Source organism: Lentisphaera profundi (genome assembly GCF_028728065.1).
GTDB classification, from domain to species: domain Bacteria; phylum Verrucomicrobiota; class Lentisphaeria; order Lentisphaerales; family Lentisphaeraceae; genus Lentisphaera; species Lentisphaera profundi.
The window spans coordinates 2267204-2280932 of the sequence record NZ_CP117811.1 but is presented as its reverse complement, the minus strand read 5'-3'; the positions used below and the strand labels follow the sequence as shown (position 1 = coordinate 2280932).

The 13729-nt window shown below is 39.9% G+C and carries 13 protein-coding genes; 9 read left to right on the top strand and 4 right to left on the bottom strand.

The window, feature by feature from the left end; genetic code table 11:
* The first annotated feature begins 20 nt into the window (after positions 1–20).
* The 3 genes from PQO03_RS09185 (at position 21) to PQO03_RS09175 (ending at position 2969) form a co-directional block, all read left to right on the top strand.
* Positions 21–1556 (top strand): bifunctional metallophosphatase/5'-nucleotidase, encoded by a 1536-nt coding sequence (locus tag PQO03_RS09185; protein ID WP_274149751.1) that lies wholly within the window; start codon positions 21–23, stop codon positions 1554–1556.
* 2 nt (positions 1557–1558) lie between these two features.
* Positions 1559–1984 carry a thiol-disulfide oxidoreductase DCC family protein gene (locus PQO03_RS09180; protein WP_274149749.1) on the top strand — a complete coding sequence of 142 codons (426 nt, stop codon included), beginning with the start codon at positions 1559–1561 and terminating at the stop codon, positions 1982–1984.
* Between the two features lie 133 nt (positions 1985–2117).
* Complete coding sequence (locus PQO03_RS09175) at positions 2118–2969, top strand: SMP-30/gluconolactonase/LRE family protein (protein ID WP_274149747.1); 852 nt, start codon at positions 2118–2120, stop codon at positions 2967–2969.
* A gap of 1 nt (position 2970) precedes the next feature.
* On the opposite strand, the gene PQO03_RS09170 is transcribed toward PQO03_RS09175, so the two are convergent.
* The 4 genes from PQO03_RS09170 to PQO03_RS09155 all read right to left on the bottom strand — a co-directional run bounded on the left by PQO03_RS09170 (position 2971) and on the right by PQO03_RS09155 (position 8380).
* A complete protein-coding gene (locus PQO03_RS09170) occupies positions 2971–5235 on the bottom strand; it encodes an RNB domain-containing ribonuclease (protein WP_274149745.1) in 2265 nt (754 codons plus the stop codon).
* An 11-nt stretch (positions 5236–5246) separates the two neighbouring features.
* Entirely contained in the window at positions 5247–5702 is a 456-nt protein-coding gene (locus PQO03_RS09165) for a tRNA (cytidine(34)-2'-O)-methyltransferase (protein ID WP_274149743.1), read from the bottom strand.
* A 314-nt stretch (positions 5703–6016) separates the two neighbouring features.
* Positions 6017–7228: a coiled-coil domain-containing protein gene (locus PQO03_RS09160; RefSeq protein ID WP_274149741.1), complete on the bottom strand. Its 1212-nt coding sequence runs from the start codon at positions 7226–7228 to the stop codon at positions 6017–6019.
* Between the two features lie 111 nt (positions 7229–7339).
* A complete protein-coding gene (locus PQO03_RS09155) occupies positions 7340–8380 on the bottom strand; it encodes a 3-oxoacyl-ACP synthase III (protein ID WP_274149740.1) in 1041 nt (346 codons plus the stop codon).
* A gap of 168 nt (positions 8381–8548) precedes the next feature.
* Here PQO03_RS09155 and PQO03_RS09150 point away from each other — a divergent pair, with 168 nt between their 5' ends.
* The 6 genes from PQO03_RS09150 to PQO03_RS09125 all read left to right on the top strand — a co-directional run bounded on the left by PQO03_RS09150 (position 8549) and on the right by PQO03_RS09125 (position 13726).
* Entirely contained in the window at positions 8549–9811 is a 1263-nt protein-coding gene (locus PQO03_RS09150) for a beta-ketoacyl-[acyl-carrier-protein] synthase family protein (RefSeq protein ID WP_274149738.1), read from the top strand.
* 87 nt (positions 9812–9898) lie between these two features.
* A complete protein-coding gene (locus tag PQO03_RS09145; protein WP_274149736.1) occupies positions 9899–10150 on the top strand; it encodes an acyl carrier protein in 252 nt (83 codons plus the stop codon).
* A gap of 49 nt (positions 10151–10199) precedes the next feature.
* Positions 10200–11570 carry a phytoene desaturase family protein gene (locus PQO03_RS09140; protein WP_274149734.1) on the top strand — a complete coding sequence of 457 codons (1371 nt, stop codon included), beginning with the start codon at positions 10200–10202 and terminating at the stop codon, positions 11568–11570.
* Positions 11571–11656: 86 nt separating this feature from the next.
* Entirely contained in the window at positions 11657–12223 is a 567-nt protein-coding gene (locus tag PQO03_RS09135) for a lysophospholipid acyltransferase family protein (protein WP_274149733.1), read from the top strand.
* Positions 12224–12348: 125 nt separating this feature from the next.
* Positions 12349–13122 carry a hypothetical protein gene (locus PQO03_RS09130; RefSeq protein ID WP_274149731.1) on the top strand — a complete coding sequence of 258 codons (774 nt, stop codon included), beginning with the start codon at positions 12349–12351 and terminating at the stop codon, positions 13120–13122.
* Position 13123: 1 nt separating this feature from the next.
* A complete protein-coding gene (locus PQO03_RS09125) occupies positions 13124–13726 on the top strand; it encodes a GTP-binding protein (RefSeq protein WP_274149729.1) in 603 nt (200 codons plus the stop codon).
* Positions 13727–13729 lie beyond the last annotated feature (3 nt).

The window sequence follows — 13729 nt, the reverse complement described above, 5'->3', positions numbered from 1 at the left end:
ATTATATAGAGATTTATTTAATGAAAGACAAACTTACGCTGCTCTACACAACGGACCTGCATGGTTTTTTAGTTGCGGACAGTTATTTGGCAGATCAGAAGTCAAGTAATGGCTTGATTCAGGCGGCCAGTATAATTAAACGTATTAGACGTGATGAGAAGGAAGTTATCTATTTCGACAACGGAGATACTTTATCAGGCTCCTTGGTGTCTTTGCGCTATGGTGAAGATATGCGCTTTTCGAATCCGATGGTCAATGCACTCAATGATTTGTCCTGTGCATTTTCGGTAGTGGGAAACCATGAGTTTGATTTTGGGCGTAAATACTTAGATAAAGCCGTGGAACAATCGGATTTTCCATGGTTAGCCACCAATTTAGTTAAGAATCGTGGAGGAAGTCCTGCGTTTGGGCCTTCGTGGCATCTGCAAAAGGTGGCGAGTGGAAAGAGTGTTGCTTTCATCGGCTTAACGACACCCGAAACAGCCGAGCTGGCACATGAAGATGCGATTAAAGGCTTGAGTTTTTTAGATCCTGTAGACGTTTTGGGTGAAAGCCTTAAAGAAATAAAAAAATTGGATGTGGATTTGATCGTGGTTTCATTTCACGGCGGTTATGATTCTGCTGTACCTTATTGGAGTCAAAAGACCCCAGAAGACTTAGATTTAAAATCTAAGATTTGTCAGAAGTACCCTGAGATTGATGTGCTTATTACAGGCCATACACACGGTTTGTTGAGCAATCGAGAAATCAATGGAGTGCATACGATACAGGCCGGCTGTTATGGGCATCATGTAGGGCGTGTCGATATATCTTGGGATGGGGAAGATAAAAGTATTCAGTCTGAAAATATTCCTGTAAAGGGTCAGCGATTAGAGAAAAATTTACTCGAATCATCCTATCGAGTTTTAGAAAGTACAGTTGAATGGTTGGATGAGCCTATTGGGGAATCTTTAGATGATTTTTCTTTTACGTCGAGTCGTGAGGCTTTGATGTGCCCAAGTCGATTAATGAGTTTAGTACATATGGTTATTCAAGATGCGTCGAATTGTGATATTTCGGCTGCGGCCTTTTGGAAATTAGATGGCTGGAAGGCTGGGACAATAACGCGTCGAACAATTTTGAATTTAGTTCCAGATAATTATTTACATGTTTTATCAATGACGGGAAAGACTTTAAGGAAAGCATTGGAGCAGAGTTTAAGCTTTTTTGAATGTGATGAATCAGGTGAAGTTGAGCCAGGTTCCCGGATATATACTTATGATATCTGGTCGGGGATTTATTATAAAGCTGATTTAGCGAATAAACCGGGCCGACGGATCAAAGAATTGACTTATTTAGGTGAATCCGTAAGTGATGATCAAATTTTGAAAGTTGCCTTCTATCACTTTAGAACAAATGGTGCATTGGGTTATGAAATGCTTCAAGATGCCAAGCTTGTTTGGCAGTCCAAGAAAACAATGCGCGACTATTTACTTGAGTTTATGAAAAAAAACTATGAACTGAGTGTGCCAATCGAGTTTAATTGGAAGCTTATGTCCGGGGAGACTTTACTCTAGTTGTGAAGTTGCTGATCTATGATGGTGAGTGTGGGCTGTGTCATTGGGCCGTAGCCTTTTTAATAAAGAGGCTCAATAAAAAATCGGCTCAAATACGATTTGTAGCATCCACCTCAAGAGCAGGTGATTATCTGCTTAAAAAATTTAATTTTGATCCCGCACAACTCGATAGCTTAGTTCTTTATGATAGGGGACAGATTTTATTGAGATCGTTGGCAGTTTCTTCAGCCCTGCAAGAATGTCGTTTTTTGTGGCCCCTAGTAGGGAGATGGCTTGTTTATTTACCTGCTAGAGATTGGCTCTATAATAAAGTGGCTCAGAATAGGCAGAAAATAATGGGAAAGAACTCTTGTTCTTTTGATGTGAGTTTCGGATCTTTTTCTTTACATAGCAAAGAGCAACTTAAAGAGTTTTATTCAGAGATTTAGTAGCTCATCCTATAAAGTTGAGGTGACTTTACTAGGAATGGTAGGCCTCAGAGAAAAGAATGTAATTACCGGTCTTAAGTGACTGTTTAATGAAAATGTTAATACATTTAATAGAGAGTGAGTAAATCTTATTATGTCAAAGCAATTGACGATAGTTTCTGATGTAGTGAATATTCTTGGAGAAGGGCCGTGTTGGTCAAAGTATGGCTTCGCATGGGTGGATATTTTGGGCAAGAAAATTTGCCATGTTCAGGAAGGTCAACTAGATGAATTCCATTTAGAGCAAATGCCTAGTTCACTGGCCTTTGATGAAGACGGTGGGCTTGTCTTCACTTTGAATGACGGTTTTTATAAGTTTGAAGGTAGAGATCCGAAGCCATTGTGTTTACTTGATAGGCCTCATGAAGATATGCGCTTCAATGATGGGAAAATTGATGGACAGGGTCGATATTGGTCAGGTACGATGGATATGAAGGAAGAAAATCCTTTAGGAAGTCTATATGTGATGGATGATAGTTCACTGATCAAAGTATTGGATGATATTACAGTTTCTAATGGACTGTGCTGGGATGGGAGTACGTTTTATTACGTCGATTCTCCTACGAAGCAGGTGAAAAAGTTTTATTACGATAGCGACGCTCTGGCTTTGATAGAGGAGGATGTTTTATTTGCAGTTACTGAAGAAGACGTATTTCCAGATGGGATGTGCATTGATGATGAAGGTCATTTGTGGCTAGCTTTATGGAATGGCTTCAAGGTCTTGCGAATTCATTCGGTTTCGGGTGAAATACTGGAACAAATTGACTTACCATGTAAGAAGGTGACTTCGTGTTGCTTTGGGGGCAATAACCGAGATGAGCTTTATATCACGACTGCAAGTTATGAGATGTCGCCAAAGGACTGGGAGAAGTATCCTGATTCAGGTAAAATTTTTATGTGCAGGCCTGGTGTGACAGGCCCGCTATTAAATCTGTTTCAATCTTGACTTAGCGTTTCTTTTTTGGACGTCTAGATTTTTTCTTTTTTTTCGGTGTATCATCTGTATTGCCATCTTTATTAGCTTTGGCTTTAGCCTTTTTTTGGCGAAGAATTTCCTCGAAAAATTTCTCTGTTACGGGCTCTTTTTCTTTTTTCTTAGTTCTAGGATGGTGCTTTTTTACTGATGGTGAGCTTGTTATTGGTTGGACTATAAACTCACGCATTTTAAAATCTGCACCGAGGATTTGTACTTCAATAGTGTCGCCACATGACCATGTTGTGGATGTTCTTCTTCCTGTCACAGTACCTTTTTCGACATTGGCATCAAAGAAGTCCATTTCTAGGTCACGGAAATTTACATTGGCATACATTCCATAATGAGGGATGTATAGGCGCATTTTTTTAGCTGCGATACGAGTGATAAGTGCAGGACATTGTAACTCTTCATCGCCATCTTCTAGTGCTTCAATATAATGAAGTTTGAAGCGGTTGATAGTCGTGCGATATGCCTCGTCGGTGATAGCTTCGCGCGTATTGATTACATCTGCAAGTTCATCAAGTCGATCTTTGCTATAGATTGGCCCGCCTTTGTCTTCTAGGCTCCATAGTTGCTGATGAACCAGTAGGTCTGCTAAACGACGAATAGGGGATGTGAAATGAGAATAAAGGTTTTTACCTAAACCAAAGTGTAAGCCTTTCATGGATGAATAGGAAGCTCGTTGCATAGTTCGCAAAAAATCCATAGAAATAGCAGGTGCACTGGGGTGACCTTTTATGGAGTTGAGGAAGCGAATGGCATTTGTTCTCTGAGTAACATCGCCCGGAGCAATGCCGTAGAAAATTTGAGCATTGACTGAAAATGTTGCAGCTTGTTCTCCATCGGGTTCTGGGTGTACGCGAAAAAGTCCGGGGACTATTTTAGTTGTGAGTTCTTGGGCTACAGCGGTATTAGCGGCTAACATATATTCTTCAACCATTTGTTTTGATTCGCTTGGAGAATCAGTTTTTAGGCCGTTGATAGTCATGCTAATCGGGTCACACATGACGCGAACTTCAGGAGCATCTAGAGGGATGAATTGTTCTACTTTTTCACGTCGTTTACGTAGTAAGAGAGAAAAATCATAAAGCGTCTTTACGTCTTTGCATACATCGTCACCCCAAGGGCTTCCTTTGAATCCTGTGTCGGCATAGTCTTGTACTTCTTGATAATTAAGACGTTTACGTACTTTTATAGTAGAGTGAAAGCGTTCAGTAGTGATGACTTCGCCGGTGGTTTTGTCAAAAGTTATCATGACAGTGTGTGCTGGTTTAACCTCATTTTCAATAAGACTACAGCGTGTGCTGACTAAAACCTTTGGAAGCATAGGGAGCATTCGGCCAGGTAAGTAGGCGGTGAAGGCTCTTTTTTTGATGGCGGTCATTAATTTGGAGCGCGGGGCTATATAGGCTGCGACATCCGCAATATGGATGCCAATAGTAATGTGCTTTTCGTTTTCGGCGGGGTGTACAGAAAGGGCGTCATCAAAATCTTTAGCATCACGAGGGTCAATGGTCGTAATCAGTTCTTTGGTTAAATCACGACGTGCGATTTTACGTGGACGAATACGTGACGCAGCCTCTTCTTCCTCGTTAGAGTATTCAGATTTAAGGTCAAATTCATCGATAATAGCATCGATTTCGGCATTTAAATCATTGGCGTTACCTAGTGCCTGACTTAATGAGGCGGTGATTTTTCCTGTTTGTGTATCTCGAGAAACGAGTTTGGCGCGGATCCAGTCACCTTCTTTTATGTCAGGTGATACACTCTCAATACTGAGTTCAACTGCAGGGATACCGACGCGAAGAGGTATTAACCATGGTTGTCCTTTGCGGATTTCTAGTTGGCCACTGAGTAAATCTAGTTTACTTTCAAGGATATTGACAATTTTGCCTACAGGGCCTTTTTTGCTCTGTTCAGTTATGCTTACTTGGACGACTTCGCCATTAACTGCGGCGCCAGTTTTGTCTGGTGGGATAAATATTGTGGTAGATTTGTCTTCGGGGTTGACGAAGCCGTAGCCACCAGCGCTGAGCGAGAGGGTTCCAGTTACTAGCTGGCTTTCTTGAAGAGAGTATTTGCCACCGAATTCTTTTTTGATGGCGCCTTCTCTTTTGAGCTCGGAGATCACACTATTGAATTGCTCTAGTTCATCTTTGGCATTGCAGACTCTTCTACGCAACTGGGATTTTTTTAATGTTTCCTTCGATAGTATTTGTAGAATTTCTGCTTTCATTTTATGCCTTTTTAAGTGTAAGATATTTGTCGAATTGCTTCGTAAGTAACAATGGAGACTGAATTGGCTAAGTTATGGCTCCGCAGGAAATCACCCTTCATGGGGATGGTGACTAAAGAGTCTTGGTAATTAGCGTAAAATTCTTCAGGAAGGCCATGTGATTCATTTCCGAAAATAAGATAATCATCTTCGGAGTAACTGTGTTCGTAGATGGTTTTTTTGCATTTGGTTGTACAGAAAACCATGGTTTTATTTTCTGGAGTATTACTTAGAAAATCATTCCATGATTCATGTATATGAAGTTTGACGTGTGGCCAGTAATCCATACCCGCTTTTTTGATTTTCTTTTCATCAATGTCAAAACCGAGAGGCTTGATTAGGTGGAGGTGGTTGTCTGTACAAACAGCAAGCCTCCCAATAGTCCCCGTATTTTGGGGTATGAGAGGCTGGAAGAGAACGATATTCATTTGATTAGAAACCTATACCAAAGGCGTTTCGTTCCCAGTTGGTGGGAGTATTTTGTGGTTTGTCATCCACGTATCCCTGCTCCTTATTCAAGAAAGCACAGCCACTGCTAAGCAGGGCTGTGATTGAGAAGAATAAGGCGTACTTAATTATTTTTCTGGACTGGTCCAGCTGGATGTATCCCATAATTTGTCGCTACCTGTGTAATGTTGTGCTTCTTCAAAGGTGAAGTACAGAGCCGCGCCTAAAAGGGCTAGGGTAATTAAGTTAACGATAAACGTTAAGACTGAATTCATCATAGTGAATGTCTCCTAAATTATTTTGCCACGATAGCTTGGAAGCCGACTTCAGGCATACCTTTACGAGCTACGTTGAGTACTTCAGCAATTGCTTGGTTGTCTAAAACTCTAGTGATTCTTACTTTGCAAACATACTCACCATTATTGTGGATAAGCATTTCGCCTTTATTGAAAACGTCATCTTCTGAACCTTTGTTAAGAACGATGAAATCGAAAGTTGTATTAACTTCAAGAACTTCAGCCGTGAGATGTTGTGGCATTGCGCCAACTGCATCATCTTCAGGAGTCAAGATTTCGACTTGTCTAGCAAGACGAGCAATCTCAGTATCTTTCTTGCCGATAGTATTTTTAAGTTCATTGAGTTCGCCGTTGGCTTCTTCAAGATTCAAGGCAAGTTCTTCTGCATTGATTGTAAGTTCTTCGATTTTTTCTGCAGCCGCTTGGAACTCTTTTATTTTTTTGTTATAAGCTTCCATGTCCGCGATGAATTTATCAGTTTGTGATGCGTACTCATCCTCGGAGGAGAGTTGATCGCTGTCAGCAGTCCAATCAACGAGAGGAGCGGCTGCGATTGCTTTTTTAAGCGTGGTCGAAAGAGTGTTAGCACGATCATAGATGTTTTTAACATTGCGATTCAGTTTTTCTAATGGAGTGGAGTAAGACTGATCCTCAAGAGTACTTGGGTCATTGATGTCGCCGGCTTCGATGCCTTTGTTAATCGTTTCAGATAGAGTGACAATTTGAGTGACGATTTCTAACTCTCTCTTTTGTAAATCTTGGATATGGCTTTCAATGGCCTTTACTTCAGTTTCAGTTTGACCAAATTGATTTAGTGTACGAACGATAGCGGTTTCTTCATTTTTAAATGGAGTTTTAAGGGCATCACCGAGGCGAAAAATCTCTTTAGAGAGTTGGTTTCTGTGTTGAGTCGCTTGAGCCATTAGTTCATTGATTTTAGCTAACTGAGCTTTTACTGCCTCTGGATCAGTGTGGTATGCTTCCCATCCGAGTTGCTCAGCTTTGATATCGTCGCCTAGGCCGTTGCCTAACCATGTGTCAGTTCCCGTTTTACCATCTACTTCTACAACGGATTCAACGATAATGTCTGCAAAGACATTAGCTCTTTCACGTAATTCGATTCGGCGTTGGTTTAAAAGTAATGCTGTTCCGCAAGCCGCGATGGCTAGGATCAGATTGATGACGTTTAAGAATCTGTTTAAAATTAACATGTTTTGACACTCCGAATTTTGAATTTGTTTTTAAAGATTATTGATTCACCGGATAATTTACAGAGCAATTAAATTGGTGTCAATGTATAAATGAGGACAAAACTAAGGAAATCACCATTCGATTGCGCACAAAGAGCAGTTAATTCCTGATCCGATGCCAAGTAGGGCGATTTTGTGGCCTTTTTGTAAATGTCCTGCTTCGGCTGCTAAAGCCGTTGTGGCAGGAAGGCTAGCTGAACCACAGTTTCCAAGTTTGTCGAAAGTTTGATAGTCTAAGTCAGTACTTAATCCCAGTTTCTCAAAAAGTAGGCGAGTATGTGCAGAGCCGACTTGGTGTGTGCAGCAGCGATCTATGTCAGCGATAGACCATTGGCATTCTTCAAGAAAGGAAGGCCAAGCTTTGGAGGCGGTTTCTACGCCAGCAGTAAGAAGAGCTTCAGAGTCTGTTTGCATTAGCGGGCCATTACTCGAGCTGTTGTTGTGTCCGCCTTGGCAGAGGTCGTTTTGAGCGGTGTTGGAGTAAGAATTGATAGCCAATAATTTGTGGCTGTCGTCTACGGCGTGATCTTCGTGGGATAAAATGACCGCAGAGGCACATGAGCCAATGGTTAAAGATGCAAAGTGAGGTTTAAAATCTTGTCTTCTTAAGTGTTCTTGCGAATTAAGGTGATCGATGGTCTGCTTTAATAAGGGGAAGCCAATTTCGCCTGAGACGAGAAGTCCTTTCTTTATAGTTCCTGCTTCAATCATGTCGGCGACTACTTTCATTCCAGTGATGACGCCAAGGCAGGCATTTGAGATGTCAAAGTTCATGGCTTGTGGTTTGAGCCCAAGAAGATTGTGGACAACGCTTGCCGTTGCGGGCTCTAGGAAATCTCTACATACAGAACAGTGGATGACAATGTCAATGTCATCTCTATCAATGTTTAAGCGAGTGAGTAACTTTTCAGCGGCTTCTGCAGAAGCTTCGCTCGGACGTTTTTCAAGAGGCCAGTAGCGTCGTTCTTTGATGCCAGTGAACATCTCTAGGCGGCCTTTAGATAGATTAAGTTTTTCGTAAGCTGGGCGCAACATATCCTCAACGACCTCGGAAGTGAGTGTTGATTCAGGTATGTGTGCTTGAAAACCGTCGATTTTAACTTTCTTATACATCTATATAAAGGGCTTATTTTTGAGAAGGCGAGTATTATAATGTTAAAAACTGCCATGTCAACAGCTTAGTATCTTTGAAGAATGTGGTTTATATAGTTGAATAAGTTTTAAATAGGAGATATTCTTATCAAAATATTTATAATATTCACAGCCAATTAGGAACAAATTTTGCAAGCTAATACACAAGATAAAGCACTTTCTCAACGGATAGTTATTACTGGAGTGGGATTGACCTCTCCCAACGGAAATAACTTGCAAGAATATCGCCAAAACCTTTTGGATGGGGTGTCGGGCATTAGTGACTATAATATAAGATATATAGGAGATACTTTTGCAGGCGTATGTGACTTCGATAAGTTAAAGTATCAAACCAAAAAAGAACTTAGAGTGGGGACGCGAGCGGGCTCGGTAAGTATTTATTGTGCAGGTGAAGCCTTGTCTGATTCAGGTTTGGATCTCGAAACGATAGATAAGTCTAGGGTCGGTGTATTTGTCGGAACCACAGAGCATGGCAATGTCGAGACAGAAAATGAAATTTACAATATTAGTAAATTTGATTATGATGTTAAATATTGGACTCATCACCACAATCCTCGTACGGTAGCTAATAATCCTGCAGGAGAAGTTACGGTAAAGTTTGGTATTACGGGACCTCACTATTGTCTAGGTGCTGCATGTGCTGCAGGGAATGTGGGTTTAATTAATGGTTTACAGCAATTACTTTTAGGTGAAGTCGATGTAGCCTTGGCTGGTGGTATTTCTGAAAGTATTCATACTTTCGGTATTTTTGCAGCTTTTAAGAGTCAAGGTGCCTTGGCTGAGAACGCAGTCGCAGCAAAAGCGAGTCGTCCTTTTGATATAGATCGCAATGGCATTGTTATTTCTGAGGGTGGAGCACTATATACGCTAGAGCGTTTGGATGATGCCTTAGCTCGCGGGGCAAAAATTTACGGTGAGATTACAGGTTATAATATCAATTCAGATGCGACTAATTTTGTATTGCCTAATAATGAAAGACAGGCCGAGTGTATGCATAAAGCTCTCAATAAAGCAGGCTTGAATGCAAGCGATATAAATATCGTGAATACACATGGGACAGGAACAAGTGCAGGTGACATTCAAGAGTCTAAGGCAATTAACGCCGTCTTCGGAGAATCTGAAAATACTTATGTAAATAATACTAAGGGCTTTATCGGACATGCTATGGGTGGTGCAGGAGCGCTAGAACTCGCGGGTAATCTATTGTCTTTTGAAGACAATAAAGTACACGCTTGTATGAATGCAGATAATGTAGATCCAGCATGTGCAGTGAAAAATTTAGTAACTAAAGAAGCAGTAGATTTAAGTTCGGTTGATCACATTCTGAATAACTCTTTTGGGATGTTGGGTATAAATTCTGCTTTGATAGTGAGCCGTTTTTTAGGTGAATGATTTGCTTGATTTGTAAGGTCGGATTATATTCGAGGTCTTTACAAACTAAATTTTAGTTAAAAATATAAATTATTTTGGAGTCGTTAAATGACAAATGAAGGTATTGCGCAGGCAATCATTGACATCATAAAAGATATTGTGCCAGACGAAGATTGCAGCAATATTGATCCCGCAGTTGCTCTTAGAGATCAGCTTGAATTGGATTCTATGGATTTTTTAGACATCGTTATGGAGCTTAGAAAGCTGTATAACGTGGAAGTGCCTGAGGCAGAATACGGTGAACTCGCAAGCCTTGATAGCTGCGTGGCTTACCTCGAGCCCAAGATGAAGGATATTTAAGTCGATAACAACTTTCGATTTGGGGACTGATAAGTCCCCTTTTTTTTCTATGACTTATGATACGATAATAATTGGTGCAGGTATGTCTGGCTTAGCCGCCGGAATACGTTTAGCCCACTATAATAAAAAAGTTTTAGTACTGGAAAAGCATGCAATTCCAGGAGGCTTGAACTCACACTTTTCTAAAGATGGCCGTCGCTTTGACGTGGGCCTTCATGCAATGACTAATTTTGTCGAGCGAGGACAACGTTCAGCTCCACTGACTAAGTTGTTGCGTCAACTTCGAATTCCCTATGATGAACTGGACTTAGTAGAGCAAAGTTTTTCAGCTATCGATTTTCCTGAAAATAAAATTCGTTTTGGAAACTCTTTTACGATGATGGCAGATGAAGTTGCCAGAGAATTTCCTGGAGAAGTAGATGGTTTTTTACGCTTAGTAGAGCATGTGAAAAATTATAATGATGTGTCTTTGGATGCGGCGTATGTTTCGGCGCAGGAAGTCGTAGCAAGTTTTATTACATCAAGAGCTTTAAGGGATATGATATTTTGCCCTGTTATGTACTACGGGAGTGCCGTAGAAGATGATATGGATTTCTCGCAGTTTTGTATCATGTTTAAAAGTCTCTATTTAGAAGGTTTTTGTCGCCCTCAAAATGGTGTTCGTCATTTATTGAGATTGCTACGTAAAAAACTGCTTGCTAATGGCGCAGAAATACGTATGCGAACAGGTGTAAAACAGATCTTGCGTCACCACGGTAAAGCGGTAGGTGTGGAATTGGAAAATGGAGAAATTATTCATTCTACTAATGTCCTCTCATCTGCCGGATATGGAGAAACTTTAAATCTACTTAATGATGAAGTTCCAGCAGGTGTAGCGGGTGAACTTTCCTTTGTTGAATCCATGTTAGTTTTAGATAAACCCGTAAGTGAACTAGGCTTGGAAGAGACTATAATTTTCTTTAATCGAGAAGAAGAATTTCATTACCGAAAGACAAAAACTCCCTATTCATGTAAATCGGGTGTGATATGTATGCCAGGTAATTTTAAGTATACTGATAATGTTGAACGTGAAGGTATGGTCCGTTTTACTTCCTTAGCTAATTACTATCAATGGAAGGCAATGGATGCAGATACTTATGCAAGAACGAAAGAAAATTTTGTTAAAGAACAAATAAATACATCTGGTTTTGGTGATAAAATTCGTAATCGTGTTATTTATACGGATGCTTTCACTCCTTTAACAGTCAAGAAATTCACCTCGCATATTAATGGCGCTATATATGGCTCGCCTGTTAAAGTGAAATCAGGATTTCTAGGTACAGAGAATTTGTATCTTTGTGGTACGGACCAGGGTTTTTTAGGTATCGTTGGTGCCTTGCTGTCGGGTATCTCAATTTCAAATAAATATTTATTACTGTGATAAAAAAGCTTTTTGATCCTGAAGGCTTTCTTTATAAGATGATGCTTAGGTGTTTTTGTTTTTGCTTTAGTATATGGATGAGTACAGTGCGGCGGGAATTTATTGGTCAAGTCGCCTGCTTAGATGACGATGATGAATCCTATATTATAGCCTTTTGGCACAATCAAGTATTGGCCCTGTCCTATGTCTTTGAAAGAAGAGTTTGCGACAAAAGTACGGGCATGACTTCTAAGTCACGAGATGGACAAATGATTTCTGATATTATGATGAGTCGTGGATTCTCGGTGATAAGAGGCTCTGCACAAAAGAAGAAGAAAGATAAGGGTGGAGCCATAGCGTTCATTAAATCTCTGAAAGTGTTGCGTGAAGCCAATAAGCTGATGTGCATTGTTCCAGATGGGCCACGTGGGCCTAGATATGAAGCTCAGCCTGGTGCGGTTATGTTATCAGTAAAATCAAAGAAAAAACTTGTGCCCATAGGCGCACGTTATTCTGCTTGTTTTAAATTGCCTACTTGGGATAAACTCTATATTCCTTTGCCATTTTCAAAAATGACAGTGGAGTTTGGTGAAATACTTGAGTTTAGTGAAAATTCAGATCAAGCTAATGAAGATTTTTCTCAAGCTTTAAATGCAGTGAGTCAATTGCAGTAAGTTACTGAGATAAGAGTGTTCAATATTTTATATTTGGATATTGTTATGCCGCCAAAAATCACTTATTCTAAATGAACAGTTAGAGGTTACTTAAGTAAGTTTGAATAGATGGAGTTAGAAGGAGTATGTCGATTTCAAAGAACATAGAAAATCTTCTAGACGAAGCAAAGGTATATGAATCTGTATTAGAAAATATGCCTCATGATGAATTTGCATTAAAACGCTTAGTAGAAATATACAGTCAATGTGAAGATCAGGTCAAAATCAGGGAGTTTGATCATCGTTTACAGCATGCTCAAGAAGGTGAGTTAGATATAGATAGCTTTTATGATCATACGAAAGAGCAGCCTAAAAGTAAATTTTTCACGCAAAAGTCAAAGATCAATGATTTGATTTCACTATGTAAAAGCGAAGAGGAACAGTACTTCACCTCGCATATTGACTTGTGGACACAAATACGGCCCCATATAGATTTATTAATCCGTTTTAGGGAATGGGGCATGTTGGATGTCTCAACGTATGTAGACTTATGTAATCACTTAATTCAGTCAAGAAATAAAGATAATCCTTCGATTTGGAGAGGTATAGTTAGTTACTTGCCAGATTGCGATCGAGTCAAGTATTTAGACTTATTAGAAGCCTTGAAAAGCCGAAGTGGCCTGCAATATGTCGATTTGAGTGAGTTTCATTATTCAAATGAGCTTGAACTACTACCAAAAAAATTGATATCTTATGCGGAACTGCTTATATTTTCAGTGACTAAAGCAGAAGTGAGTGTCGCAATGTTGAATCCGTTTAATCAGGGCCTTAAGGACTTGCTAGGAAATTACTTCACTTTACCTGTAAAATTTTATCTTACGGACGTTCAGTCCTTCAATACTTTTGCTAAAGGGAGTTGATATGGCAGTAGTAAATTATGCAAAAAAGGAAATTCAGTTCAAGATTGTTTATTATGGACCAGGTTTATGTGGGAAGACTACAAACTTACAGATAGTCCATGAAAAAATGCCCGGGGAATCAAAAGGGAAGATGTCATCTTTAGCCACGAGCCAAGATAGAACTTTGTTTTTTGATTTTTTACCTTTGAAATCGGATGCCATCGAAGGGTATACAACAAAGTTTCAAATGTATACCGTACCGGGACAGGTTAAATATAATAGTACGCGAAAATTAGTTCTTAGGAATTGTGATGGGGTTGTTTTTGTGGCAGATTCCCAGATTAAAAAAATGCCTGAGAATATTGAAAGCTTACAGAATTTAGATGAGAATCTAAAAGAACAAGGCAGCTCAGTAGATGAAATGCCTTTAGTTTTTCAATATAATAAGCGCGATATGAAAGATGTGTCTCCTGTTGAGTATATGGATTTTTTGATTAATAATGGGCCTATTAGAATGCCTGTAGTTAATGGTGTGGCTTGTGATGGAGATGGTGTTTTTGAGACTTTAAATGCGATTTCCAAGTTAGTCTTACACGACTTTATTCAAAAGAAAAATCAGGGGTAATTC

What these genes read in the sequence shown, in the direction of transcription:
- PQO03_RS09185 (WP_274149751.1), top strand. Translation starts at nt 21, where the DNA reads ATGAAAGACAAACTTACGCTGCTCTACACAACGGACCTGCATGGTTTT.
- PQO03_RS09145 (WP_274149736.1), top strand. Translation starts at nt 9,899, where the DNA reads ATGACAAATGAAGGTATTGCGCAGGCAATCATTGACATCATAAAAGAT.
- PQO03_RS09130 (WP_274149731.1), top strand. Translation starts at nt 12,349, where the DNA reads ATGTCGATTTCAAAGAACATAGAAAATCTTCTAGACGAAGCAAAGGTA.
- PQO03_RS09160 (WP_274149741.1), bottom strand. Translation starts at nt 7,228, where the DNA reads ATGTTAATTTTAAACAGATTCTTAAACGTCATCAATCTGATCCTAGCC.
- PQO03_RS09175 (WP_274149747.1), top strand. Translation starts at nt 2,118, where the DNA reads ATGTCAAAGCAATTGACGATAGTTTCTGATGTAGTGAATATTCTTGGA.
- PQO03_RS09155 (WP_274149740.1), bottom strand. Translation starts at nt 8,380, where the DNA reads ATGTATAAGAAAGTTAAAATCGACGGTTTTCAAGCACACATACCTGAA.
- PQO03_RS09165 (WP_274149743.1), bottom strand. Translation starts at nt 5,702, where the DNA reads ATGAATATCGTTCTCTTCCAGCCTCTCATACCCCAAAATACGGGGACT.
- PQO03_RS09140 (WP_274149734.1), top strand. Translation starts at nt 10,200, where the DNA reads ATGACTTATGATACGATAATAATTGGTGCAGGTATGTCTGGCTTAGCC.
- PQO03_RS09125 (WP_274149729.1), top strand. Translation starts at nt 13,124, where the DNA reads ATGGCAGTAGTAAATTATGCAAAAAAGGAAATTCAGTTCAAGATTGTT.
- PQO03_RS09170 (WP_274149745.1), bottom strand. Translation starts at nt 5,235, where the DNA reads ATGAAAGCAGAAATTCTACAAATACTATCGAAGGAAACATTAAAAAAA.